Annotated in this window: 27 protein-coding genes; 9 read left to right on the top strand and 18 right to left on the bottom strand. The window is 41.5% G+C overall.

Features of this window, described 5'->3' with window-relative positions:
* Window positions 1–2 precede the first annotated feature (2 nt).
* The 3 genes from CWC16_RS03770 to CWC16_RS03760 all read right to left on the bottom strand — a co-directional run bounded on the left by CWC16_RS03770 (window position 3) and on the right by CWC16_RS03760 (window position 2,237).
* Window positions 3–728 carry a response regulator transcription factor gene (locus tag CWC16_RS03770; RefSeq protein WP_138540560.1) on the bottom strand — a complete coding sequence of 242 codons (726 nt, stop codon included), beginning with the start codon at window positions 726–728 and terminating at the stop codon, window positions 3–5.
* Between the two features lie 61 nt (window positions 729–789).
* On the bottom strand, window positions 790–1,524 hold the full coding sequence (locus CWC16_RS03765; RefSeq protein ID WP_138540559.1) for a spondin domain-containing protein: 735 nt from the start codon (window positions 1,522–1,524) through the stop codon (window positions 790–792).
* An 11-nt stretch (window positions 1,525–1,535) separates the two neighbouring features.
* A complete protein-coding gene (locus tag CWC16_RS03760; RefSeq protein ID WP_138540558.1) occupies window positions 1,536–2,237 on the bottom strand; it encodes a spondin domain-containing protein in 702 nt (233 codons plus the stop codon).
* Between the two features lie 180 nt (window positions 2,238–2,417).
* Here CWC16_RS03760 and CWC16_RS03755 point away from each other — a divergent pair, with 180 nt between their 5' ends.
* Both CWC16_RS03755 and CWC16_RS03750 read left to right on the top strand, forming a co-directional pair.
* Window positions 2,418–2,783: a DUF4870 domain-containing protein gene (locus CWC16_RS03755; protein WP_055019953.1), complete on the top strand. Its 366-nt coding sequence runs from the start codon at window positions 2,418–2,420 to the stop codon at window positions 2,781–2,783.
* A gap of 55 nt (window positions 2,784–2,838) precedes the next feature.
* Window positions 2,839–3,273, top strand: a complete 435-nt coding sequence (locus CWC16_RS03750; protein WP_138540557.1) for a YqaA family protein — start codon at window positions 2,839–2,841, stop codon at window positions 3,271–3,273.
* A gap of 2 nt (window positions 3,274–3,275) precedes the next feature.
* On the opposite strand, the gene folX is transcribed toward CWC16_RS03750, so the two are convergent.
* From folX to ycaO, 7 genes are all read right to left on the bottom strand, one after another.
* Window positions 3,276–3,632: a dihydroneopterin triphosphate 2'-epimerase gene (folX, locus tag CWC16_RS03745; protein ID WP_055015862.1), complete on the bottom strand. Its 357-nt coding sequence runs from the start codon at window positions 3,630–3,632 to the stop codon at window positions 3,276–3,278.
* A 2-nt stretch (window positions 3,633–3,634) separates the two neighbouring features.
* Entirely contained in the window at window positions 3,635–4,189 is a 555-nt protein-coding gene (gene folE, locus CWC16_RS03740; RefSeq protein ID WP_055015863.1) for a GTP cyclohydrolase I FolE, read from the bottom strand.
* A gap of 25 nt (window positions 4,190–4,214) precedes the next feature.
* Entirely contained in the window at window positions 4,215–4,934 is a 720-nt protein-coding gene (gene folM / locus CWC16_RS03735; RefSeq protein ID WP_138540556.1) for a dihydromonapterin reductase, read from the bottom strand.
* Window positions 4,935–5,050: 116 nt separating this feature from the next.
* On the bottom strand, window positions 5,051–5,887 hold the full coding sequence (gene nadE / locus CWC16_RS03730) for an NAD(+) synthase (protein WP_055015865.1): 837 nt from the start codon (window positions 5,885–5,887) through the stop codon (window positions 5,051–5,053).
* 69 nt (window positions 5,888–5,956) lie between these two features.
* Entirely contained in the window at window positions 5,957–6,583 is a 627-nt protein-coding gene (locus tag CWC16_RS03725) for a YceH family protein (RefSeq protein WP_138540555.1), read from the bottom strand.
* 41 nt (window positions 6,584–6,624) lie between these two features.
* Window positions 6,625–9,987: an ATP-binding protein gene (locus CWC16_RS03720; protein ID WP_138540554.1), complete on the bottom strand. Its 3,363-nt coding sequence runs from the start codon at window positions 9,985–9,987 to the stop codon at window positions 6,625–6,627.
* A 114-nt stretch (window positions 9,988–10,101) separates the two neighbouring features.
* Window positions 10,102–11,862, bottom strand: coding sequence for a 30S ribosomal protein S12 methylthiotransferase accessory factor YcaO (ycaO, locus tag CWC16_RS03715; RefSeq protein WP_055015868.1), 1,761 nt, complete (start codon window positions 11,860–11,862; stop codon window positions 10,102–10,104).
* A 146-nt stretch (window positions 11,863–12,008) separates the two neighbouring features.
* Here ycaO and CWC16_RS03710 point away from each other — a divergent pair, with 146 nt between their 5' ends.
* The 4 genes from CWC16_RS03710 (at window position 12,009) to CWC16_RS03695 (ending at window position 17,139) form a co-directional block, all read left to right on the top strand.
* On the top strand, window positions 12,009–14,294 hold the full coding sequence (locus CWC16_RS03710; protein WP_138540553.1) for a penicillin acylase family protein: 2,286 nt from the start codon (window positions 12,009–12,011) through the stop codon (window positions 14,292–14,294).
* A gap of 58 nt (window positions 14,295–14,352) precedes the next feature.
* Window positions 14,353–15,201, top strand: a complete 849-nt coding sequence (locus tag CWC16_RS03705; RefSeq protein ID WP_138540552.1) for an MBL fold metallo-hydrolase — start codon at window positions 14,353–14,355, stop codon at window positions 15,199–15,201.
* Window positions 15,202–15,289: 88 nt separating this feature from the next.
* A complete protein-coding gene (locus tag CWC16_RS03700; RefSeq protein WP_055015871.1) occupies window positions 15,290–16,822 on the top strand; it encodes a bifunctional GNAT family N-acetyltransferase/carbon-nitrogen hydrolase family protein in 1,533 nt (510 codons plus the stop codon).
* Window positions 16,822–17,139 (top strand): DMT family transporter, encoded by a 318-nt coding sequence (locus CWC16_RS03695; RefSeq protein ID WP_055015872.1) that lies wholly within the window; start codon window positions 16,822–16,824, stop codon window positions 17,137–17,139. Before CWC16_RS03700 ends, CWC16_RS03695 begins: the two co-directional genes overlap by 1 nt.
* An 82-nt stretch (window positions 17,140–17,221) precedes the next feature.
* Here CWC16_RS03695 and CWC16_RS03690 read toward each other — a convergent pair whose 3' ends face one another.
* Window positions 17,222–18,100 carry an EamA family transporter gene (locus CWC16_RS03690; protein WP_171037624.1) on the bottom strand — a complete coding sequence of 293 codons (879 nt, stop codon included), beginning with the start codon at window positions 18,098–18,100 and terminating at the stop codon, window positions 17,222–17,224.
* A 255-nt stretch (window positions 18,101–18,355) separates the two neighbouring features.
* Here CWC16_RS03690 and CWC16_RS03685 point away from each other — a divergent pair, with 255 nt between their 5' ends.
* Window positions 18,356–18,739 (top strand): MAPEG family protein, encoded by a 384-nt coding sequence (locus tag CWC16_RS03685; protein ID WP_138540551.1) that lies wholly within the window; start codon window positions 18,356–18,358, stop codon window positions 18,737–18,739.
* 73 nt (window positions 18,740–18,812) lie between these two features.
* On the opposite strand, the gene CWC16_RS03680 is transcribed toward CWC16_RS03685, so the two are convergent.
* The 3 genes from CWC16_RS03680 to CWC16_RS03670 form a co-directional block, all read right to left on the bottom strand.
* Window positions 18,813–20,024 carry a TonB family protein gene (locus CWC16_RS03680; protein ID WP_138540550.1) on the bottom strand — a complete coding sequence of 404 codons (1,212 nt, stop codon included), beginning with the start codon at window positions 20,022–20,024 and terminating at the stop codon, window positions 18,813–18,815.
* A 9-nt stretch (window positions 20,025–20,033) separates the two neighbouring features.
* A complete protein-coding gene (locus CWC16_RS03675; protein ID WP_055015876.1) occupies window positions 20,034–20,408 on the bottom strand; it encodes a BlaI/MecI/CopY family transcriptional regulator in 375 nt (124 codons plus the stop codon).
* 102 nt (window positions 20,409–20,510) lie between these two features.
* On the bottom strand, window positions 20,511–21,203 hold the full coding sequence (locus CWC16_RS03670) for a pseudouridine synthase (RefSeq protein WP_138540549.1): 693 nt from the start codon (window positions 21,201–21,203) through the stop codon (window positions 20,511–20,513).
* A gap of 90 nt (window positions 21,204–21,293) precedes the next feature.
* Between CWC16_RS03670 and CWC16_RS03665 the strand changes: the two genes are divergently transcribed.
* Window positions 21,294–21,599 carry a DUF6482 family protein gene (locus CWC16_RS03665; RefSeq protein WP_055015878.1) on the top strand — a complete coding sequence of 102 codons (306 nt, stop codon included), beginning with the start codon at window positions 21,294–21,296 and terminating at the stop codon, window positions 21,597–21,599.
* Window positions 21,600–21,640: 41 nt separating this feature from the next.
* Window positions 21,641–22,048, top strand: a complete 408-nt coding sequence (locus tag CWC16_RS03660) for a GNAT family N-acetyltransferase (protein WP_138540548.1) — start codon at window positions 21,641–21,643, stop codon at window positions 22,046–22,048.
* A 14-nt stretch (window positions 22,049–22,062) separates the two neighbouring features.
* Here CWC16_RS03660 and CWC16_RS03655 read toward each other — a convergent pair whose 3' ends face one another.
* The 4 genes from CWC16_RS03655 to CWC16_RS03640 are packed head-to-tail and all read right to left on the bottom strand — an operon-like array spanning window position 22,063 to window position 25,615.
* Entirely contained in the window at window positions 22,063–22,419 is a 357-nt protein-coding gene (locus CWC16_RS03655; RefSeq protein WP_138540547.1) for a HopJ type III effector protein, read from the bottom strand.
* Between the two features lie 37 nt (window positions 22,420–22,456).
* Complete coding sequence (locus tag CWC16_RS03650; RefSeq protein WP_138540546.1) at window positions 22,457–23,758, bottom strand: hypothetical protein; 1,302 nt, start codon at window positions 23,756–23,758, stop codon at window positions 22,457–22,459.
* A gap of 24 nt (window positions 23,759–23,782) precedes the next feature.
* A complete protein-coding gene (locus tag CWC16_RS03645) occupies window positions 23,783–24,883 on the bottom strand; it encodes a retroviral-like aspartic protease family protein (RefSeq protein ID WP_138540545.1) in 1,101 nt (366 codons plus the stop codon).
* Window positions 24,884–24,907: 24 nt separating this feature from the next.
* On the bottom strand, window positions 24,908–25,615 hold the full coding sequence (locus CWC16_RS03640) for an HAD-IA family hydrolase (RefSeq protein ID WP_138540544.1): 708 nt from the start codon (window positions 25,613–25,615) through the stop codon (window positions 24,908–24,910).
* Window positions 25,616–25,620 lie beyond the last annotated feature (5 nt).

The following is a 25,620-nucleotide window of genomic DNA, read 5'->3' as shown; positions in this document are numbered from 1 at the left end:
AGTTACCCAAGTTGGCTAGGGTTGAGTTTATAGCCTACACCCCATACGGTTTCTATAAAGGGAGCTTGATGATGTTGCTCAAGCTTGGCGCGTAAACGGTTGATATGTGAGTTAACCGTGTGCTCGTAGCCACTATGTTGGTATCCCCACACTTTATCTAAGAGTTGCTGGCGACTAAATACGTGGTTAGGGTGACGAGCAAAATACACCAACAAATCAAATTCAGTGGCGGTGAGGTTAAGGGCTTGTTCGTCTAAATAAACTTGATGTGAGCTAAACTCAATGTTGAGTGAGCCTATATTTAGTGTTTGTTCGTTGCACGGGATGTCGTTTTCATTATTTTGAATCGCTAGAAGTTGAGAGCGGTGGCGTAACTGTGTTTTTACGCGCGCTTGTAATTCGCGAGCAAAAAAGGGTTTACAAATATAATCATCTGCGCCCATTTCAAGCCCAATTACACGGTCCATATCGCTACTGAGCGCAGTAAGTAAAATAACGGAAATGGTAGGGTAGTGCTCTTTAATTTTACGGCATAGGCTTAAACCATCCATTTGTGGCAGGTTTATATCCAGTAAAATAAGCCCGTAAGGTTGTTTTGCTATTCTTTTAAGTGCAAGCTCAGCGCTTATAACATGATCAACATGTAGATTTAGCGTAGTAAGTTGAGTTGTTATTAATTGACCGATTTCTCTGTCGTCTTCTACTACCAGTATTTTTTCGTGACGCATGTATTAACCTCGTAAAAAAGGGACCTCCATGTCTCCTCACATCCCCATTACAAGCTGGTTATTACTGTGTGCGCTCAATCATTATTTTAGAGACAGGGTTATCAAATTTTTGCCCTGCACCGAGTGCAGAAGTTGATAGCCCATCTTGATTAGACACAATACCTGGATGCATTGTTATTAAATCAATAATGTCGTCGCGTATTTCGTTAAACCCTTCGCCATTTGCAGCCGGGCCAGGCACAGTTTCAGCCGTTTCGGTATTTGCCTCTGTACCTGCATCATAAGCTAAGGTGGTGCGCGTTAGCGTATCGCCTACTGCGAATGTAGATACATCTACAGAACTAAGACCGGTAAAAGCATCGTTTGTATTCCCAAGCATGGCAGCAAAAGACAAATTAAGTACATCTTGCGCTTCAACAGATAGCGTTACAGTCGTTGTTTCTCCAGGGCCAATAGGGCCTTCTGCTGAGGCCGAAGCGAGTGCATTTTCGTCACTAAGGTACGCTTCGTTAGCGCCGCTTTCTGCAATCATTTCTAAGCCTATGGAGGCTGTTTCACCAAATTGCCATGGTGCGGTTTCATCAAATGCAATAACAGAAAGTGGCGATAGGGGCTGTCCAGCCGTTAAGTTACTAAAGGTAATAGTAAACTCATACACTACAGGTTCCGGCTCAACCACCACCACAGGTTCTTGATCTTCAATAGGGTCGTTATTATCGTTATCGCCACATGCGGCTAGTGAGCTGGCTAACAGTAAAATAAGCGCACTTTTTTTAAAATTAGAAAGAGATGACATAATTAACTCTCCTATTTAACCGTCACAGTTAATTTTGCAACGGGGTTTAACCATCTGTGTACGGTGTTACTCAAATCACTGCTACCGGCATTTAAGTCGTCGTCACCTAAATTACCAGGATGAATATGTACATTCACATTGCTATCTGTACTGGTTAAACCTGCGCCACCTGTACCTGCATCACCCCCTGGTGCTGCTGGGATCCCCGGCGTACCAGGCGCACCTGAACCTTCAACTACTAACTCATTGTTCTGCTCAGTACCTGCATCGTAGGCATTAAGATACACTGTATAGGTACCTGCTTCGGTTGGGATTTTCCAGCTATTAAGTCCAACAAAGCCATCATTGGTAGGTAATAACATGGCAGTAAGTGAAAGGTATTCGTTAGTATCTGCCGTCATAAGGGTGGCAGAGGCAGAAGCCGTTGGGGCAAGTAACCCTTCAGCTGGGTTTGCTACCATATCACTTCCTGCCGCACTTGCTTGAGCCATTAGCTCGGCAATATTGCCGCCTTCAGCCATTGTTTGTAGCGCTGTTGAAGCCTCTGTCGCTACTTCAAACAATTTATCTTCAGCGTCGTGCGCTGTTATTAACACAGGTGTAAAGTGAATACCTTGGGTTAAATTTGTCAATTCTAAATCAAGCTCTGCAGCTTGTGTTGTTTGGCTTGCTACGGCTAAAAGAGTGGCAAGTGTAAGTGCTGATGTTTTCATTATTATTTCCTGTAAGTGATGATTCAGGTTAAGTATTGAATAACCACCTCAAGAAACTCTCACAAAGTTATCACTTTTTTATCACAGCGGGTTAGGATGTGATATTTAACAATACAGTTATGATTTATGGACACCTGCTCAATAAAAAGGCAGTATGTATTAACTAATAAGGAGAGCGTAATGGAAGAAAATCAACAGCTTGAGCCGTTATCAAAAGACGAAAAAACATGGGCAATGCTTTGTCACTTAAGTGCTGTAGCCGGTTTTGTTATTCCGTTTGGATCGATACTTGGGCCATTAGTGGTATGGCTTATTAAAAAAGATGAAATGCCAATTGTCGATTTACACGGTAAAAAATCGTTAAACTTTCAAATCACGATGGCTATTGCCTACTTTGTGTGTTTTTTACTTGTGTTTGCTGTAATAGGCTTGGTTTTGTTGCCCCTTGTGGCTATTTTTTCGTTTGTCATGGTGGTTTTAGCCAGTATTAAAGCCAACGAAGGCAAAGAGTTTAATTACCCGCTGAGTTTAAATTTGATAAAATAAACAGCCACATTTTAATAAACCCAGCTGTATGCTGGGTTTTTACTTTAAGTACTTAATGCTTTATATCACCTTATTTTTTAGTGCGTTTGTGTCCGCTACTTTATTGCCAAGCTCTTCAGAGGTGGTACTTGCGACGATGATAAGCCAAGCAAAAGCTAATCTATGGCTGCTGTGGTTAGCCGCTACGTCAGGCAATGTACTAGGAAGTTGTATTAATTATTGGCTGGGTACCCATGTGCTGCGCTTTAAGCACAAAAAGTGGTTTCCTGTCTCTGAGCAGGGAATTGTTAAAGCACAATCTCAGTTTAAAAAATATGGCGTGTACAGCTTACTGTTTGCTTGGCTACCGATTATTGGCGATCCGCTAACGGTTATTGGTGGCATATTTAAAGTACGTTTTAGTGTATTTTTTTTGCTAGTAACACTTGGCAAAGGCGTGCGGTATTTAGTTGTTATTGCCCTTGCCATAGGCTTAGATAAAATAATTTAATATTATTTAACCCAATCAAGCGTGAGTGATACCGAGTCGGCAAAGCGCAGTGCATGTGGTTTATCCACACGTGCTTTGGCGTAATGCACGCTGGGGTGTTTATGGCATACAGCAAGTATTTCGGCAACCAGCTTTTCAAGTAACAAAAAGTGTCCTTGTTCTACTAGGTTTATCACCTCTTTGGTGATCACTTTATAATTGAGGGCTTGTTCTACTTCGTCTGTTTTACAGGCTTCATCAGCAGGATAGTGAATTTCTAAATTAATCACTACATCTTGCTTTTTTTCCCGCTCTTCAGGGTTAAAGCCAATAAACGTACGTAAGCGTAAGTTGGTTACGTTAATAATTGCGTTGGCCATTATTACCCCTTAATAAGTTGTAAAAACTCGTTACGCGTTTTAGAGTCTGATCTAAAGTTACCCAGCATTACCGAGGTACGCATGCTTGAATTTTGCTTTTCTACACCGCGCATCATCATACACATGTGTTTAGCTTCAACAATAACACCCACGCCTTTAGCACCGGTTACTTCTTCAACGGCTTTTGCAATTTGATGTGTTAATTGCTCTTGTATCTGAAAACGGCGTGCAAACATATCAACAATACGTGCAAATTTAGATAAGCCCAGTACTTTACCATCGGGAATATAGGCAATATGACAACGACCAATAAAAGGTAATAGGTGATGCTCACACATAGAGTAAAGCTCTATATCTTGCACAAGAACCATATCGTCTGCGTCTGAGGTAAATACTGCATTATTGGTAATTTCATCGAGCGTTTGACGATACCCTTTTGTTAAATACTCCATGGCTTTAGCTGCACGTTTTGGCGTGTCGAGCAGACCTTCACGATTAGCATCTTCACCTACAGCAGTAATTATATTTTGATAACTTTGTTTTAATTCGTCATGCATAAATTTCTCAGTTTTAATGTGTGTTTTACTTTAAATGGCGACCGCCATCCACAGGCAAAGCGCGGCCTGTGATGTAGTGGCTGCGCAGCAATAAATCAATACTATTAATAATTTCTTGGCAACCAGGCTCTATACCCATCAATGATTTTTTAAGGGTTTTGGCGCGATAAGCCTCGTCATCATGTTCGTTAAAAATAATCAACGATGGCGCTACCGAATTCACCTTTATATTTGGTGCGTACTTAGCGCTAAATGACTTGGTTAAGTTATCAAGCGCAGCCTTACTTGCGGCATAGGCAATGTGTTTTGGGCTACCTGTTTCAACAACATAATCGGTAAGGTGGATAATGTCAGCAGGAGTGCAAGCCTCGGCTTGATACGTCATTAATAGCTCTGCACAGGCATTATTAATTAAATACGGCGTTTTGGCATGGATGCGCACCATGTTGTCAAACAAACTCGAAAAATCAGGGTTACTGGCTTCGCAGTCCCAGCTGGAGGCATTGTGCACTATGGCACGTAAGGAGTGCGTATGCTGTTTAAGTATTTCAATAAAACTGGCAATACCAGCATCGCTGCTAAAGTCGGCGTGTAAGCATACTGCGCCTTGTTGTTCTAACTCATCGACCGCACTGTGGCGCGTACGATAGGTAATAATAATAGCTTGGCCTTGCGATAAAAAGTGCTTAGCAAGTGCAAGGCCAATACGTTGACCAGCACCTGTTATTAAAATAGGAGATGTCATGTAATGCAGTTTTCTCTTTGGCAGGCGTTAAAATTAACTATAAATTAGTTTTTTTCTACGTAACATTACGGCAAATAGATCAGCTAGTGCTTATGCGGCACTAGCTGTTTGAGCCGTTACAACTCATCGTAAATAGTCGGAATGGGTTGGCGCTTATGCTGAGTGCGTACATAAATCTCAGTTAGCTTTTGCTCAACCTCTGCAGCCACTGGCTTACCTTCTAAAAAGTCGTCAATTTGCTCATAGCTTAGCCCTAACGCTTCTTCATCAGTGAGGCCAGGGCGGTCACTTTCTAAATCAGCAGTAGGGGCTTTTGTCACTAATAGCTCTGGCGCACCTAAGGCAGTTGCAAGTGCACGAACTTGACGTTTTGATAAGCCAAATAATGGGGCTAAATCGCATGCGCCGTCACCAAATTTGGTGTAAAAACCAGTAATGTTTTCAGCGCTGTGATCGGTACCTACCACTAAGCCTTGGCAAAAACCTGCAATTTCGTATTGCGCTACCATGCGTTGGCGTGCTTTTACATTACCCTTAACAAAATCAATTTTAGCTTGGTCGGGCAAGCTTTCGCCACTACCAACAACCGCCGCCATAGCTTGTTCGTGTAATGCGTCGGCAGCAGGCTTTACGTTTACGGTCATACGTTTGCTTGGCTTAATGAAATCAACGGCCATTTGCGCTTCGTCTTCATCTGCTTGTACACCGTATGGCAAACGAACTGCAATAAATTGGTACTTATTCGTGTTTTGCTCAGCGTTTAGTTCATCTACGGCTAATTGACATAAACGTCCACAGGTCGATGAGTCAACACCACCGCTAATGCCAAGTACTAGCGATACACTGTGGGCTGCCACCAAGCGTGCTTTTATAAAGTTAACTCGACGGGTAATTTCGGCATTTACATCAATAGTTGGCTGAACTTTCATTTCAGCCATAATTTCGGCGCGCATGGCCAGCTCCTTGTCATTTAATAAGTCGTTTTTAAATAGGCTTACATTATCTGGTTTAGTGGTGATTAATTAAAGTCCTAAATGTGCTTTTATACGGCTAAGCTCGGCTTTTAGTTCCTCAATTTCTGCAAGTAACTCGTTAATTTCATCGTTTTTAACTTCTGCGACTTCTGCAGCTGGCGCTGGGCTTGGCACTATTGCTGGGCCAGCAAAAAGGTGCATGTAGCGATTTTCTCGTTTGCCGGGCTCACGCTCAAGCTTTGTAACGTAGTCATCTTTTGCCAGCGCGCTCAGAGCTGTTTCTACTTCGCTCACGTTTGTAAACTCAGCTAGACGCGCGCTGCGCGTTCTCAGCTCACCGGGTGTTTGTGCGCCGCGCAGTAACAGTAAGCATAGTATTGCCCGTTGCTGCGTGCTTAGCTGTAAACTACTAAATTCTGTATTACAAAAACGGTGGTCGTATTTATTAACTCGCCCCGACAGCCCTTCGTCTAGCGTTACAAGGCGCTGGCTTATAAGCTCATCAAGTGTTTGTTGAACCTCACTTTCGCTCAAGTTTACAACCGGATCTCGGTTGGATTTTTGGTTACACGCATTCGTTAGTGCGTTCAACGACAGTGGATAATGCTCGGGTGTAGTGCTTTGCTTTTCTAAAAGGCAGCCAATAACGCGCTGCTGATTTGCTGATAAATGCATGGCTTTTCTTTATTAGTAAACAGTATTTTTAGCTTACACCTTTATTGTGTACCAAGCCATTGTTGCAATTTAGGTTCTAGTGCAGCAGAGTCTAAAGGTTTGGTTAAATAATCATTCATTCCGGCATCTAGGCACTTTTCTTTGTCGCCCTGCATTGCATTTGCCGTTAACGCAATGATTGTAATATGTTTATTATGCAGGCCCGCTTTACCTTCGCGTATAGCTTGCGTGGCTTGGTAGCCATCCATCACGGGCATTTGGCAATCCATTAAAACTAACTGGTATTTTTTGTCTTGGCTGCTGTTTAGCTTATCTAATGCATCTTGGCCGTTTTGTGCAATATCAAAGGTAAGGCCAATTTGTTTTAACAAAGCAGAGGCAACCACCTGATTTACTTTGTTATCTTCTACTAGAAGCACTTGTGCGTGCGCTGATATTTCTTTAGGTTTTTCGGTCAACTCATTTTGCAGTTGCGCTTGTCGCTGTTGTTGCTCTATGAATTTATCGTTAGTCAGAGAATCAAATAAATCTGACGGGGTGAGCGGTTTAAATATCAGGCAATCTATATTTATACCAATGTTGTTATGCTCTTGGGAGTAACTCATCGGTGCCATAACGACCAGCTTACTTTGCTTGGTTGTTACCCTGTTTTTTAATGCGTTGATTTGTAAGTGTGCAGCGTGCTCAAAAAAATAATAATCGACTAGCAGTGCATCTGGCTGGGTATCGCAGTTATCAAAATAATTAATAATGTCGCTATAGTCATTTAAAATAGTAACGTGTGCGCCCCATACGCGTAATTGTTTAGCGGCAATATTGGCGTTAAGTGTACAGGTATCAACAATTAAAATATGTTTGTTATTAATTAAGTGGCTGGGTAAATCTTGCGCTTTAGTTAAACGGGGCTGTATTTTTATAGAAAACGAAAAAGTACTGCCCTCATTAAGCATGCTGGTTACGTTTACTTCGCCTTCCATTAGTTCACAAAGTTGCTTAACGATAGCTAGGCCAAGGCCTGTGCCACCAAATTGGCGAGTAGTAGAAGCATCGGCTTGGGTGAATGAGTCAAATAAGGTCTTTTGCTTTTCTGCGTCTATGCCTATGCCGGTATCAATAATAGAGCAGTGTAAAAAACTGCCATCAGTGGTTTCTTCTATCTGCGCAGTTACCAAAATTTGCCCATCAATCGTAAACTTAACGGCATTGCCAATCAGGTTATTTAAAATTTGTCGCAATCTATTTGGATCGCTAATTATTTCGCTAATTGTAATTTGGGTGGCATCTAAAATAAGGTGGGTATTATTTTGCTCCACTTTAAGCGCAAACGACTCAACCACTTCGCCCAGTAGTTTAGGTAAGTTAAATTGCACATTTTCTATGTCGAGCTTGCCCGCTTCAATTTTAGAAAAGTCTAAAATATCGTTAATGATATTTAAAAGCGATTGTGCCGAAGATTGAGCAAGCTCAATATGGTGCTCTTGCTGCTGGTTAAGTTGGGTACGCTTAATAATATTTAGCATGCCCAATACGCCGTTCATTGGGGTTCTTATTTCGTGGCTCATACTGGCTAAAAATTCGCTTTTAGCCATAACAGCTTGCTCTGCGGCTTCTTTGGCGGTGACTAGCTGTTGTTCGGTTTCAATGCGTTGCTGGCTTGAGTGTAGGCTGCCTACTAGTGCGGCTATAGCTATTAAAAAGCTTTCTTCGTTACGCGACCACGGACGCATTGAGGCGCATTGCTCAGCGCAAACTATGCCAATGGTGCCATTTCCCGCGGGTATGATTACGCACAGCATGGCATTAATATTGAGCGGCGCTAGGTAATGTTTTTTAAGCGGTTTTAATAGCGGGTGTTTTTGAGCATCACTAGTACTAAAAACAGCGTGTTTTTCGATGGCTTCAAAAAAATCAGGGGCCTCACTTTTAAGCCACACTGCATTATTATTGCCCATTCTGTTTTCAATATTGTGAGAGGCGATAGGGCTTAACGAGGTCTTTGAGCTGTTAAAAAACCAGATACTGGCTTGCTCAATGTTTAATGCATGGCAAATAGATTCAGTAATGACTTGTTTGGACTGGCTTAGCTGGCCACTTAAAATAAGCTCGTTAGCAGTAAGCGATGCTAAAATTTCGTTATGTAGAGCTATTTTGCTGTTCTCAAGTTCAATACGTTTACGGGTATCAATATTTTGTAGTGAGCCAAATATTCTCACGCAACGTTCATTTTTTCGCTCGGCCTCACCATGAATAAGCACCCACATTTCACGCCCTTGTGAGTCGATAACTTCAAGCTCGGCTTCGTAACTTTTGCCTTCTTTAATTGCAGATTCAACCAGCTGAGTAATGCGTTCTCTGCTTTCACCGGCTTTAAAATAATTTAAGTTTGTTGGCCATGAGGGCTCTTTATTTAGGGGGTATTTAAATATTTTTTTGGTCATATCTGACCAATACACTTGTTTGGTTTCTAAATTAAATGACCACGCACCAATTTGCGCAAGGTCACTCATTGCCTCCAGCATTTTTTCGTTTTGTTGTTGGCGGTTTAGCATTTTTAAAAAGAATAAAAATGCCCATATTAGTAATCCGCAAATAATTATAATGGCAATTCTAAGCGGCCATATAGTTGAAGGAGCAGGGCTCCACCCCTCTTTAGGCGCTACGTATAATTGCCAGCTTCCCCCTTGAAAATTAAGCGTAAAATCCAGCGGATCTTGTGTGGTTATATTGCTATTACCGTAAAAAAACTCGCCTTTTTTGCCTAAACCATGACGCCCTTGAATGGCAATGTTGTAGTTTTTTTCAAGCTCCTTTATACCTGAGTTTTTATAGACTTTTTCAATGTCGAGCACCACTGATAACAGCCCCCAAAAGCGGTTTTCGGGCGGAATATAAACCGGCACTCTGGCAATAAGGGCAATGTCGCCTTGAACAAGCTTAAGTGGTCCCGCCATAACAATTGTATTGGTATCACGGGCTCTAATGGCATCTTGGCGTTGGTTTTTTTGTTCTAAAAAGTTTAAGCCAATGGCTTTTTCGTTACCTTTTAGTGGGTAAGACATACGAATTATCATGTCGGGTGCGCCACCAATATGGCGTAGCTCACTGGAGGTTTTAAATAAAGGCGCGGCAATTTGCTCAAACCGTGCTTGCTGTAATTCAGGTTCAGCCGATACTGCAACCGCTAAACCACGAACTAGCTGAATGTTTGATACTAACGTTGCTTCTAGCTGTGCACGATATGTACTTACCTGAGATAAAATTTGTAAGCGGTGGGCGTCTTTTGCGCGATTATAGTTAATTCTATCAAGTACAATGCTCACTACTACAATTAGCGTAAGCGATAACCAAAAGGTCAGCTTATAGTTGCTAGTAGTGTTTTTTTTGTTGTTATTTTTTGGCGGCATTGGCTAAGTCATGCTGTTATTTTAGGCAATTTAACTATAGCTAATTTATTGCATAAATAAAAACGGCGCTGATAAATAAGCGCCGTTTTATTTTTATAATTAGTAGTTTAACTATTAAGCATCCGTTACTTCACGCGCCCAATGGTTTTGCTTAGCGACATGTAATTTACGGTAGCCGTCAAGTAGAGCTGCATGCTTTTTAAAGCCTTCAAGCGATAAACCAGGGAAGGTTAAACCATTGAATAATTTACGGCCTTCTGCAATTTCAATAGCAAGCGTTACGTTGTCGTTGCCAAACATTAAACCAAGAGCTTCTTGGTAGTCAGCGTACTCACGTTCGTCATCGTACTTAATTTCAAGAATGGCTTTCAAACAACGGAAATGGCGCATTGCCTCTTCGCTTACTTGGCCTGTGTGCAGTATCCAGTCTACCCAATCAATGGCTTCTTCGTTGCCTGCAGCTAAGCATAGGTGCGCTTTAAGCTCACCAATACGCAGTGTATGCCATGGTGTGTCGGCGTCGGTGGCAAGGCCAATAAATTCTGCAGCACGAATAATATCGCTGTGGCCTGCTTCTTCTAGGCTGTCGTAAATGTCCATCCACTGCTGCGTATCGTACTGATCAAGCGATAAGAATGCTTCACGGAATTTAGCGCCTTCGTTGTTATTACGCCAAATTAGTTCATCAACTGGGTAAATGTCTGACATCCCTGGCACTAAAATACGACACGCATACACGTTTAAGTGTGTGTAATCCATGATGTAAATATCGTGGCCCATGCTGTGAATTAAGTCAGTACAGAAGTTGTATTCTTGCTCTGTTGTACCGCTAAAGTCCCAATGCACAAAATCAAAATCAGGTGTTGCGCGGAAAAAATCATGCGAGATTAAACCGCTTGAATCGATAAAGTGCAGTTCAATGTTTTCAGGTGTTGCAACTTCATCGTTATCAAACGTAGCCGGTTGGAACACATCAAGTTGGTCAAGGCGACGACCTTGCAGTAGCTCGGTAACCGTACGCTCAAGGGCAACTTCAAATGACGGGTGAGCACCAAACGAGGCAAACACAGAGCCATCAACAGGGTTAATAAGCGTTACGCTCATTACAGGGTATTTACCGCCAAGTGATGCATCGGCAATACGTAAATGAAAACCATGACTGCGAAGCTCCTCACACGCTTCATGAATTTTAGGGTATTGCTTTACAACGTCTTCAGGGACAATTGGCAAACAAAGCCCTTCTGCGATAATACGATTTTTAATAGCGCGCTCAAATACTTCTGATAGCCCTTGTACGCGAGCTTCAAATTTAGTATTGCCTGCGCTCATGCCGTTAGAAACAAAAATATTACCAATCACGTTTACCGGAATGTATACGTCTTGGTTATCGCGTTGGCGTGTGTATGGCAGTGCACAAATGCCGCGCTCGTTATTACCTGAGTTAAAATCAAATAGGTGTGAGGCATTAAGCTCGCGCTCTGGGTCAAAGTAATCCCACAGGCTTTCGTCCATTATGCCCTCTGGCACTTCATTGCCTTCAACTTTAAACCACTTCTCATTTGGATAATGAGTAAAGTCGCCGTTTGCAAATTCTTCACCTAAATAAAAGTCGGCAAAAAAGTAATTGCAGCTTAATCGTTCAAAGTATTCACCGAGCGCAGAGGCGATAGACGCTTTATCGGTTGCGCCTTTACCGTTGGTAAACATAACACCGCAGTCGCTGTCTTTTATATGAACTGAATAACAGTTAGCTACAGGGTTAAGCCAAAGTGCTTCTTCAATATTGATGTTTAGCGCTTTAAGCTTGTTTTGCATGGTAGAGATAGACGATTCTAGGTCGCGGTCTTTACCTTTGATAAATGTTTTTTCAGTCATATGAGTCTCAACTAGATCTGCACAAAATGTGGAATAGCTATTATCGTGGATTTTGATGTTTATTTCACCCTTTGCGAGTAAGAACATTATTATTTAATAAAACTATGGTTATTATATGTGCAACAAATAGTGTAAAGGACATATTAATGTTTAAAGTAATCAAATGGCTAGTATTGCTCATTGTGGTTTTAGGATTAGCAGGTACGGCGCTGGTTTACGGCGTATTAAGTTTAAGTATGCCCGCACTTGATGGTAAAGGGCAAAGCACAGCAATTAATAAACCGGTTACTATTTCGCGTGATGCACTAGGCCAAGCGGTTATAAATGCGCAAAGCCGCAATAACGCCGCATATGGATTAGGCTATGCGCATGGGCAAGACCGCTTTTTTCAAATGGACTTATTAAGACGTAACGCCGCAGGCGAGCTCAGTGAGTTATTTGGTAAAGCGGCCCTTGGGCTTGATAAAAAAATGCGCTTTCATCAATTACGCAAACGCAGCCGCGCTATATTAAACACCTTACCCGAAAGCGATAAACAACTATTAAATAGCTACGCCCAAGGTGTAAACGAAGGGTTGGCACAAGTTGGCTTTGCAAGCTTTGAGTATTTACTAACAGGCGCAGCGCAAAAACCATGGCAAAGTGAAGACAGCCTATTAGTTATATTTAGCATGTACCTTGATTTACAAAGTGCCACCTTTGAGCGTGATAAAGCACTTATACACATTGAGCAAGCATACGGACAACACATGGTTGATTTTTTAACACAACCTAGCCAATACCAAGCAGCGCTTGATGGCAGTAAGTTCGCCCCGTTTACAGGCACGATTCCTCAGCTACCAGCGCAAGCGCAGCACACGGTTAAAAATATTCAGGTAAATCAAGAGCGCGGTAGTAATAACTGGGCAGTAACCGGTGCACATACACAAACAGGCGCAGCTATGCTCTCGGATGATATGCATTTATCGATGGCGATGCCTGTTATTTGGTACAAGGCGCAACTTAACTACCAACAAAATGGCGAGCAAGCTCAGGTAACTGGCGTATCACTGCCTGGCGCACCCGCTATTGTGGTGGGTAGCAATAATAAAATAGCGTGGGGCTTTACTAACGGCTACATAGATACCGCCGATTGGATAGCACTAAATGATGACAGTAAAACATGGCAAGTCAATGAGCCTATTGTAATGGCTGATGGCGAACGGGAAGATTACTCACTCACTTTAAGTGAATACGGCCCAGTAAAATATATTAATAAAAAGCCTTATGCACTTAGTTGGGCGGCGCATCAGCCTTATGCCGTTGATATGGAATTGGTAAAGCTTGAACAAGCAAATACGGTTGATGATGCATTAGCAATAGCGAGTAATGTGGGTATTCCGGTACAAAATTTAATGGTGGTAGATAGCCAAGGCGGTGCTGCATGGCAACATATTGGCGCTATACCTGCACGTAAAACACCGAGTGAGCTAAGCGTGAATGAAAATGAGTACTCACCCGACTGGCAGCAAAATGAGCATCAGCGCCCCTATGTTAAAAACCCAAAAAATGGACGATTATGGACAGGTAATTCACGCGTTGTGTCAGCCACTGATAATACCCGTTTTGGTAACGGTGGTTATGCACTAGGCGCTCGTTCGAGCCAAATACGCGATAGATTATTTGAAAAACAAAGCTTTGCTGAGAGCGACTTTTACGCGCTACAGCTCGATAACCAAGCCCGCTTTTTAACGCCTTGGCACACATTGCTACTTAATCAACTTAAAAAAGACAAAGCCAAAAACGCACAGTACATAAGTGCACTTGAAAACTGGCAGCAGTGCGCATGTGCAAGCTCGGTAGGTTATACCTTAGTTAAACACTATCGCAGCACATTAATAAATACTGTTTTTGCAAGCATGGAGCACGCACTCAATGAGCAAGACGCCACGCTTAAATATGTAAAACGCGACTTAGAACCGGCTATATGGCAGCTTATTAAGGGTAGGCCGGGCTCATGGGTAAACCCTGAGTATAAAAATTGGGACGAGCAGTTATTAGGTGCATTTAGCGATACAGTGACAGCACTTAGGGCTGAGTATGGGGATAACTTGCAAAATTGGCAGTGGGGTAAAGTAAATGCACTTAATATTGAGCACCCGTTTGCTAAACAAATGCCCATACTGGCTAAGTTTTTAAATATGCCTGTAGCGCCAGGTTTTGGTGATAGCTACATGCCCGCCGTACAAGGCAAAAGCTTTGGTGCATCGCAGCGCTTTATTGCCCAACCTGGGCATTTAGAAAACGCCATTATGGCAGTGCCTGGTGGGCAGTCGGGGCATCCGCTATCCGCGTTTTATCGTGCAGGCTTTAGTGACTACATTGAAGGTAAGCACACGCCTTTACTACCACAAACGCTAATACATCAAATAGTGATAGAGCCAGCACGATGAACTAAATGATAGTTAATCACGTTCTATATAATCATTAATAAATCAACAGAGAACTAAAATGAAAAAAATACTACCGGCATTAATAACAGGCTTATTACTTAGCAGTGCAACACATGCAGATGAAAACCCGGTAACGGCAGAAAAACTAAGTGACAGTGTGTATGTACTATTTGGTCAAGGCGGTAACATTGCCGCAAGTGTAGGGGAAGATGGCATTTACATTATTGATGACCAGTTTGCTAAGCTTTCAAACGACATTAAAAAAACCATTAGCGATTTAAAACCAGGTAGTGCAGAGTTTGTTATTAATACGCATCATCATGGTGACCACACCGGTGGCAACGAAAACTTTGCCAAAGCCGGCGCGCATGTCATTGCGCACCACAACGTTCATAAGCGATTAAAAGAAAAACACGGCGCAAACTCAGATTACCTGCCACGCATTAGCTTTGGCCACGATTTAAAGCTGCATTTTAATAACGAACACGCGCATGTAGTGCATTACGCCCATGCACATACTGATGGTGATGCGGTGATATTTTTTAATAACGATAACATAGTGCACATGGGCGACATTTACTTTAACTTTGGTAGCTTACCGTTTGTTGATGTAGATAGTGGCGGCAGTGTTGATGGAATATTAGCGGCCGTAGATGGCGTTATTAAACAAATAGATGAGCGCACCATAGTGATACCCGGGCATGGGCCGGTAAGTGACCGTTCAGGGCTGGTAACGTATGCTAAACTTGTTAAAAAAGCCAAAGATTTAATGCTAAAAGCAATGCAAAATGGCGCAAGCTTAGAGCAAGTACTAAAAGCCGATCCGTTAGCCACGCTTAATCTTAAGTACGCAGGTTGGCTGCCAAAAGAGAAAGTGACTACACTTTTTTATCGCAGTTTAAAGTAGTACGAGTAACGTAAAAAACATGATACAAAGCTGAGTGTACTTAAAGCTACATTCGGCTTTTATTTTCTTATGCCCAAAGGAGTTGTGTATGTCGGCAGAAAAAACCCACCTAGAAATTTGTAACTTAACAAAAGAGCAGTATCCGCAAATTAAGACCTTAATGGATCAGGCTTACCCTGATTTAGGTGGTGCGTGGCCAAGCCATACTATTTTTAGATTGATAGATCAGTTTCCTGAAGGGCAAATAGGCATAGTGGATGATGGCGTGCTGGTGGGCATAGCACTGAGCGTACAAGTTGATTACACGCGTTTTTCAAACCCGCATACGTACGAAGACATAGCCGATGGCCACGACCGTGTATTTAGTGACTCCGATGGTGATGCGCTATACGGTTTAGATGTAGCCATTAGCGAAACCCACCGAGGCATGCGCTTAGGACGCAGGCTATACGATGCTCGTAAAGAATTGTGCCGCCAATATAACCTACGGGCAATTTTAGCCGGTGGGCGTATTCCGCGTTATTACAATCACAGCAGTGAAATGACGCCAATGGAATACATTGAAAAAGTTGACCAAAAAGAGCTTTACGACCCAATTTTAAGTTTTCAACTCTCTAACGACTTTCAGGTAAAGCGGTTACTTAAAAAATACTTGCCAGAGGATCAAGAGTCTGTAGGTTACGCCACGTTACTTGAGTGGAATAACATAATGTATGAACCAACTGATACAGTACTCGAATCGACTAAATCGATTGTGCGGGTAGGTGCGGTGCAATGGCAAATGCGTTGTGTTGAGTCGGTTGAAGAGCTACTTAAACAAGTGGAATACTTTGTCGATACAGTCTCTGATTATAAAAGTGACTTTATTTTATTTCCGGAATTTTTTAATGCGCCACTTATGGGGCTTACCGAACAAAGTAATCAAACTGAGGCTATTCGCTATTTAGCTGAGTACACCGAAACGTTTAAAAACGCCATGTCGCGTATGGCAATAGAGTACAACGCTAATATTATTACTGGCTCTATGCCCCTTGCCGAAGATGATAAAATTTATAACGTCAGTTATTTGTGCCACCGAAGCGGTAAAATAGACGAGCAGCGCAAAATACACATCACCCCGCATGAGCAAAATGACTGGGTGATTCAAGGCGGCGACAAAATTGCCGTGTTCGATACCGATGCTGGGCGTGTGGGTATTCAAATTTGTTATGATGTAGAGTTTCCTGAGCTTTCGCGTATTTTAGCCAAGCAGGGGCTTGATATACTTTTTGTACCATTTTGGACCGATACTAAGAATAGTTATTTACGGGTTCGCCATTGTGCGCAAGCGCGCGCAATCGAAAACGAATGTTACGTGGTTATTGCAGGTTCAGTGGGTAACTTACCTGAGGTAGAAAGCTTAGACGTGCAGTACTCACAATCAGCTGTACTAACGCCATCAGACTTTTCGTTTCCGCACGATGCAACATTAAATGAAGCCACACCTAATACCGAAATGTTATTATTTAGCGACCTTGATATGGATAAGCTAAAAATTCTTCATAGCGAAGGTACGGTGCGCAATTTAAAAGATCGCCGCGAAGATTTATACGACGTAATTTTGAAAAAGAGAGATGTTTAATGGCATGGGTTTATTTAGTCATTGCAGGCCTGCTTGAAATAGGCTGGCCAATTGGTTTAAAGGTATCGCAAAACCCGGATACTCGTTGGCAAGGTATTGCAATGGCAATTGCATTTATGGTGGCTAGTGGCTTTATGTTATGGCTTGCACAAAAGCAAATATCAATGGGGACGTCTTATGCCGTATGGACTGGAATAGGTGCTGCGGGGACGTTTTTAGTGGGTATATTATTTTACGGTGATGCAGCCACGTTTGGCCGTATTGCTGGAGTGCTGATGATCATTTGCGGTGTGATAACGCTAAAAATCAGCTCTTAAAAAGAGCGCTTAACACTTGCTTTAAAAGTTATAAGCAGCTTTACAGTAGCGCAGGTTTAAAAGCCTGCGCTTTTTTATGTTCTTAATTTGGTAGCATCACCAAAATAGCGGCAATGGCTATTAAAATTAAGCCCGCGGTATCTTGTTTTTTAAGTGGCTGTTTTAACCAAAGTACGGCGATTAGCATGGTAAAAAATACCTCTACCTGACCAAGCGTTTTAACATACGCCACGTGCTGTAAACTCATTGCGCTAAACCAGCCAATAGAGCCTACACAACTAAAAATACTAATTGCTGTTGTAATGCCTTTATATTGCCAAAGTTTACTAAGAGTATGTGGCTCTTTAAGTAATAAATAGCCAAGTAATATAAGTGTTTGTAGGCTTATTACAAACAGTAAAACCCATGCAGCCGAGTGCGGAAATAACAATCCTGAATTTAAGCTCGCTTCACGTACCCACAGCGATGTAAGGGCAAAGCTTGTGCCGCAGGCAAGGCCAAGTAATGCAGTTTTTGCATCAAAATGTTTTACGCTGGTTATACCGCTAAGTAATAGCACTGCTATGGCGCCTAAAAATACACCCAGCCAACCAAGCAGGCTAAGCGCAGAGCCAAAAAACAATACCCCTAAAATAGCGGCTACTAAGGCTTCGCTTTTAGCAAGGCCTGCACCTATGGCGTAATTATTCATTTTAAACAGTTTTACCATTAAGCCAGTGGCAAGTATTTGCATAACGCTTGCGCCAATAATAAAACCCCAAAAGGCATGATTAAAGCTAGGCATGGCCGTGTCTTGATATTGATATAAGCCATACAAATACACCGCAGCAATAGGGCCGGCTAAAATAAAACGCGAAAGGGTTACGCCGGCTACACTTGCATGTGTGCTTAATTTACTTTGCAGGGCATTTCGCCATGCTTGCATAAAGGCGGCTAAAAAAGTGAAAAAGATCCAGGTCATGGGGGTCGTCGGTAAAAAAATAAGGTCTATAAATTAACAATCTTTAGTTATTAAAGCGATGCATTAAGGGTGATAGTGAATATTCCTCACCTGCGACATTATGCCGCACTGCTTTATAGGTAAACTTAGCTATAGTAAGCGTGATGTTATTATTTAGCCGCCTGCGTATGTCATAAAACGTATAGGCGGCTTTTTTGTGTATGTGTGTTATATGTATTGGTTAAATAACTAGGTTTTAAAATAAGAGAATACATTATGACGACATTAGTAGTATACGCATTACTTGCTGTATTAATGCCTTATTTTGCAAAAATACCTGTAGCCGTTGCGATGGCAAAGCTCGGTCGGTACGACAATAAACATCCACGTTCGCAACAAGCAAAACTAACAGGCTTTGGTGCGCGGGCGCTCGCGGCACATCAAAATTGTTTTGAATCACTTGCAGTGTTTGCCGTTGCTATTGCAGTTGTACTGGGAACTAACTCGGTAAATGCCGTAACCGAAACCTTGGCGGTGACCCATATAGTTTCGCGTACTTTATACTGCATTTTTTATTGGCTGAACTTAGATATTATCCGTTCACTCGTATGGTTTATTGGTTTAGGCACTGCTATTGCCATGATTGTAGTGAGTATTTAATTTTATTATTAAAACCACAAAGCAAGCGGCCTAAAAGGGCGCTTGCTTTGTGCTCTTGTATTACTCAATAGCCTTAATGGGATACTTTAATTCGCTCTATTAAATCAGTATTAGCAACCTCGCTGTTTATGGCAAAATCAAGCTGTACAAGTACATCATTAAACCCTGCCTCAGAGATTTTATATTCCCACTTCGCCAGCGCTTCTTTAGCTGATTTATCAAAAATGCCCGATGGCTTTGATTGAATGACACTAATATTTTTTGTTTTGCCATTGGCAGCAATATCGTATTTTAACACCACTGAGCCACTAATACCTTGTTGGGCGGCTTTAGTAGGGTAGCGTGGCTCAATGCGAATTATGGGTGAAATATGATCTTGTTTGGCACCTTGTGCTTGCGGTTGCTTTGCAATAGCGAGGGTACTTAACATAGTTGCGGCCACAAGCAGTATGCCACCTTTGGCAAGGGATGAGTGATTGCCACTGTGCTTTATATTGGTAAGTCGTTGTAACATGGTTTTTTTATCTCCGTAGTGTGAATAAGCCATTAGACCTGCGGGCGTTGCTGCCGCGCAGTTAACTAAGGCTTTGCTGTATAAAATGTGTTGGTGTGTGGTTTTATTGGCAAGTACCCGTTCATCACAAGTCAGCTCTTGTAAGCGCCTACAGCTTGCGTACGCCATCCAAGCGAGCGGATTAAACCATAATAAAATAGTAGCCAGTAACAGCAGGGCATTTATTAGGTTATCTTTGCGTTTTATGTGCACAGTTTCATGCTCTAAAATAAGCGCTAAAGAGGCTTTATCAAACTGGGTCTTGTAATTGCTGGGCAGTACAAGCTTACTTTTAAATATACCCACCACCATTGGTGTGGCTGCATATTGACTGGCATAGGTTTTAATACCAGTGGCAAGAGTGTGCTCTAGGTGCGTTAGTTCAGTTAGCTGCAGGCTTTTAACAAAACGTGTATGTGTAATAAAACTGGCTATTAATAACCCCATAGTAATAAGTACATACATAAGTGCCCAGCTAATCCCCATTTCATGAGAAAAGGGCTGGTTAGGGGTAATTAAGTAATGGCTAATATTGCTATTTTGCAGTGGTTTTATCGCATTGGGTAAATTAGCAATAACTAATCCTGCAGGTACTAACCACGCTAACTTGTATACAAACCGCGCGCCAAGGGTTTTTAAACCAAATCGCTCGAGTAAAATAAATCCACAAAACAAAATACTCAATAGTAGTTGTTGCTCAATTAACCAATTAAATCCAGTTTGAATAACCATGTTAATCCCTTACTTTTGGTTTTTTTCCCACTCATCAATGACTTTTTTAAGCTCATTTATGTCTTGCTGAGAAAGCTGCTCCGATTTAGCAAAACCGCTTACCAGCGGCGCTATGCGGCCACTAAAAAAGCGCTCTATAAAGTTTTGGCTTTCTTTTAGGGTGTAGTCGGCGCGCTCCATACAGGGAGTATAAATATATTGGCGACCGTCCTTTTCAAAGGTCAGTGCGCCTTTTTTAACTAATCGACCTAGAAGGGTTTTAATGGTTTTTTCGTGCCATTGTTTGTCATCGCTTAAACGCTCAATAATTTGGCTGGCGGTTGCTGGGTAATTAATCCAAAGTGCATCAAGCACGTCGAATTCTGCTTTTGATAACTCAATCATTTTTATTGCCTACAAATGTAATCTTTAAGTTAAGACTACACCTGTAATCTGTTTTTGCAAGGTTATTTTTTAACTTTTTATAGGTAATTAAGCGACTAGGTATTAGATATTTGAAATATCTGTTTTATTAATTTGTATGTAGTGGTTTTCAGGGAGGTTTAGTTGCGAGAGGGCGAGTTCGCTAAATTGCACTCTAAATAAATCAATCACTTTAAAGCCGAAGTGATGCGCCATTTTACGTATTTGCCTGTTAAGGCCTTGTTTTAAAATAATACTAAATTGGTTGTCAGCTATTTTAGTGACTTCACACGGTAAGGTTACTTGTTTATCGATAGGGATTCCTGCGGCCATTTTTTCACAAAACGCGTTATCAATAGGCTTATCTACCGTGACTAAATAACGTTTAGGCTGGTGGAAGTCTGGGTGAATAAGTTGATTACAAAAACCACCGTCGTTGGTCAAAACCAGCAAGCCACGAGAGTCTTTATCTAATCGGCCAATGGGGTAAACCCGGGTGAGGGTGGGTAAATGGTGAATTAGGCTGGCAGGGTCATTTTCATTTAATTTGCAGTCAATACCTACAGGTTTGTGGTACGCAAAATAAACCAAATCGGCTGGCCCTTTAACTGCTTGGCCATTAACTACTACGTCGTCTTGCTCATTAACGTGATCTATGTGATTAGCAGGGCGATTATTGACCATTACTACCCCGTCATCTATTAAGCGCGATGCTTGTTTTCGTGAGCACACACCAGCGTGAGCAATGTATTTAGCGAGTCGAATTTTATTGCTCATAAGCTTAAAAGGCAGTGATGTAATAATTTGATCGCGATTATAGCAAAGGTGCGTATCTATGAGGTTACTTTTTATTAAAAGGCGATTGTTATGGGTATGAAATTTTCTGAGCTAAAAAAGCACGAACCATTACAAAAAGTGGTGGCGCACTCCCTTGAAATGGCGCTTTATCAGGTGTCTGTCATTGTAAATAACGTAGAGTATTACGTTACTGAAGAGAATGGCGAATTTGTAAAAGCGCTCAGTCCGCTGCATATTCAAAAGCGGTTTGAAAACATAGCTTACGCCGAAATGGTGCTGCGACACACTAGTGCCTACGATGAAATGTGCGGCCAACCCGAAAAAACAACAAGTAATTTGCTCGAAGTACCTTATGGAAAAAACAACCTGTTTTAATAGTACGAGTTTGCTAGTATCTGCTCTTTTAAGGGCGGCACATGTATCAATTAACAGCAGATAATACCGATGCGTTAAATTCAGCGCTTCGCACAAAAATAGTTGAATTTAATGCTCAGCATTTTGATGCGCAAAGAGTCCCATTAGGTTATAAATTTGTAGATGAAAAAGGCTGTTTAATTGTCGGCGTGAGTGGTTCCGTGTTTGGTAATTGGCTAATGATTAACTGGCTTTGGTGTAGCGATACTGCTCGGGGCAAGGGGTTAGCTGGCAAGCTTTTAAATGCGCTTGAACTTGCAGCTATTGAGCTTGGTGCCAACATTGCACAGCTCGACACGCTTGATTTTCAGGCCAAGCCATTTTATGAAAAACGCGGACATGTGGTTAAGTATCAGCTTAACAACTACCCGCATTCTGGTACGCGTTATTTTATGGAAAAAACGCTTTAATTGAGCTGTTTATATTACTTTGCTTTTAGCGGCTCACCATCAAAGCTCAGGCCTAAAAATGGCGTCGTTTCTGGCGCTAACATAAATGTACGAATGTTCATGTGGTCATCGCCTTTAGGGTTTTGTAGTACGTCTTCGCGGTAAAACTTACCAAAACAATCTAAGGTATTTTGTTTGCTTAAATCGTTTAATTTAGCAAACGCAAAAATTTTACATGAACCGTTGTTTTCACTTGCTGAGCTAAGTAAGCCGTGGTTATTAAATCCACACGCAGTAAAATCGTAATTAGCTTCTATCACCGCCATGGTATCGCTAAATTGTATGCTTTTAGAGTTGCCTGCAAGTTGCTGTAAAAAATCGTTTAATAACATGTTTGCCCTTTTCTAACAGAAGATTCAAAGAGAAAAATTAATAGTCGTTGCTTGTAAGCTCTGCGCTTAAAAGCTTTCCGTCATAAATATAAAAATAACCGTCCCAGTGTTCAGAGGTAAACTCTGCTGAGTCAAAAAACTCGTCGTAATTGCCCAACTTAGCAAGGTTTGAAACGGGGTCGTTGTAATTTATGCCTGTTAGGCTCCACTGTTTACTTTGGTTAATATAGCCAGCTAATGCAGCGAGTTTAATATTTGCGGTTGAAAAAGGCTCTACAAGCTTTAATTTAGAAATGTAGCCGTTGCCTTCATATATAAACTCATAACAAGGAGTAATAATTATATTGTCATGATCTTCATTAACCACTTTAAGCGTTTTACTATTTTCGTGTTTTTTTAAGTATTCATCGGCCAACATGGAGCCGTTATAGCATTGGGTCGTGTTCTCTATGTTCTTAATTATCTCGCCGTGAGATATACCGACAACTCTTTGCTCTGACTTGTCAATTGACACCTTGTAAGATGCAGTTTCTATTTCATCAAAACTGTTTTTTAATTTATTTATGGCCTGTTGAGTTAAATTTGTATCAAGAGAAATAGTCTGCTCTGTGCCGGTACTTATTTGTAGCTTTTCATTTGCTAGAGAAAGCTCATTATTTATCACCATAGGTAGTAGCATTTCATGGAACTGGTAACCTATAAATACATTATTTTTAAAGTGAAAGGCATGATTTCTTCCATATACAAGTATTGCATTATTTTTATCGCTTAGCGATAAACTAGCGAGTCCCAGAGTCGCTAATACTTGCTCATAGCTACTGCCAAGTTGAAGGCCAAAAAAGTTGGTTGGGGTGATAAGGGGATTGTTAAATTGAGTAAACTTAGGGGCGTTGTTTATGTCTAAAGTGACTTCCATTGCATTCCCCTCAATGGTAGTTGATAAGCTGCGTTTGTGCATGCCTGAAATAAATAGCTCGCTAGTCATAGCGACTTGCTGATTACAGTTTTTTGAAGGGGTGAGCTTAATAAGGTAGTGTAATTTTTTTTTGGCTCTACTTATTGTGGGGGTTTCAGCAGAGTGGCTGCTTTGGGTAGTAAAGTGCTCCTCTACATATAGTTGTTCATATTGTTGTTTATACTGTGCGGTATATTTATTGAGTGCTTTTTGTCTAAGGTTTTGTCTTTTTCTTTGATGGTTATCTAAATCTCTCAGTGTAGCGCTAAGGCTTATTTCTATTTCGGGTGAAATAGCCTCACAACTTTTGTCTTGTACAAAATAATTTGTTGCCTGAGCAGTACATTGCCAAAAACAAAGTAGTGTACATAGTAGAGTACGCATAAACTTCCTTTTATTATTTTTTGTTTATTTAGCACTCAACTCTAACTCATCTGTTTGCTGATTTATATTAAATTTATATCTAGATAAAAAGTTCATTCCTAACAAACCTTGGCCGCGGATGTTTTCAATACCGAGCACTTCAAAACCGTAAATAATTTGCATCCCTACTTTAAACGACTCAATTTGGTAGCGCTTTACGCTAATTTGCCCATTCGCCGTGTTTACGGTTACATCGCCTAAATAAAGTGGCCTGGGTGAAAGCTGCTCGATTATGTCGCTTGATAGCGAGGTAACACTTGCACCAGTATCTAGCATTAGTTCTGTTTGGATTGATTCATTTAGCTCAGCGCTAATTGTGTAATGTGCGCCGTAGGGGGTAAGCGCAATAAAGTCATCTTGTGATTGAGCTTTATCTATCATCGCTTGTAAATCAGCGACTTCGTTTTGTAAAGGGTGTTGTGATGGCATACGCTCAATAGTTGTTAAGGCGCTAATAAAGTCTTGGAGTTGATAATAAGCATGCGCGAGTGCGTATAAAAAATGACTGTTGTCGTTTTGATAGTCGAGCCAAATTTGAGTTTGTTCAATAATTGTTTGCCAGTTTTGTTGCTCACTTAAACTATGAAGCTCGTTTTTAGTCAGATTTTCCAACCGCGTATTTGCAGCGCTTTGCTGTTGCTCATTTAACAACGGGTATAGTTCAAATAAGGCAATAATTGCATTTTGTATTTGCCCACTATTTATTAAGTAATCGACATGCAATGTAAGTAGCTCTGTATTGTAAGGGTCTTGATCTAATAGTGCGTTTAACAATGGCTCGCTAAGAAATAAGTTAGTATTTAGCCATGTTTTTAATTGCAAGAGCCACGAAGCGTAAAGAGTGCGAGCAAGTGTGGGCGAGTGTTGCTTTAGTTGCTGATATGTCTTTAGCGCATCGTCAAATTTGTGTAGCTTAAATTGCTGTTGAGCTTGATTGAGTAGATTACTTTTTGGCGTTTTAACTAGGTCTGCAGGTTTGGTATTTTGTGCGCTTACCGTGGGCTGTTTTTCTGGCCACAATAAATAAGCGTTTAGGCTAATAGAGCCTATTAATAGCAAGGTAATTAGCTTGGTATAATGGCTCATTGCAACCTCTTAGTTGTATTTAGGCTATTTGATAAAGTGCGCTAAGGCATGAATATTCGCAATTTCAACATCGGCAAGGCCTTTGTAGTTATAATTCGTGCCTTGGTCGTTTAACCAAACCGATTGGCAGCCAGCATTATTAGCACCTTGTACGTCGGTATCTAGGCTATCGCCAATATGTAAAATTTCACTTTTAGCTACGTTTAAGTGCGCGGCGGCTTTATCAAACAGTGTAGCGTGGGGCTTGGCTTTACCGTGCATGCCGGCTTGCAATACTAGCGCAAATTTATCGCGTAAATTAAAGCGTTCTATTTCCACATTACCATTGGTTATTGCAACCAGCGTAAAATGCTGGGCTAAGTTATCTAGCAGCTTTAGTACGTCGTCGGTTACCACTACTTTGCTGCGGGCATCGGCAAAGGCGTTATAGGCTGCATCGGCATGATGCTCTACTTCTTGATCGCTTAAACCTAGCTTTGAAAGGGCTAGGCGTAGCGTATGTTGGCGCCATTTAGTTACATTATCAGCAAGCTCTGGTAACTGTATTACGGCCTCGTTGCGACATTGTTGCCAGTATTTTGGGCCTTGTTTTAAGTAGCTAGGAAGCGCGTTTAAATAATCTTGCTGCGCTTTAACTGCGGCTTTTATTATTGGGTGGTTGTTATATAGGGTGTCGTCTAAATCAAAGCTCATAACAGAAAAAGGGCGAAGAGCACGATTAAATCGAATCATAATTA

The sequence above is a fragment of the Pseudoalteromonas sp. S3776 genome, from assembly GCF_005886915.1.
Lineage (GTDB): Bacteria > Pseudomonadota > Gammaproteobacteria > Enterobacterales > Alteromonadaceae > Pseudoalteromonas.
The sequence above is the reverse complement of the archived record's forward strand: the minus strand, read 5'-3'. Positions and strand labels throughout refer to the sequence as shown.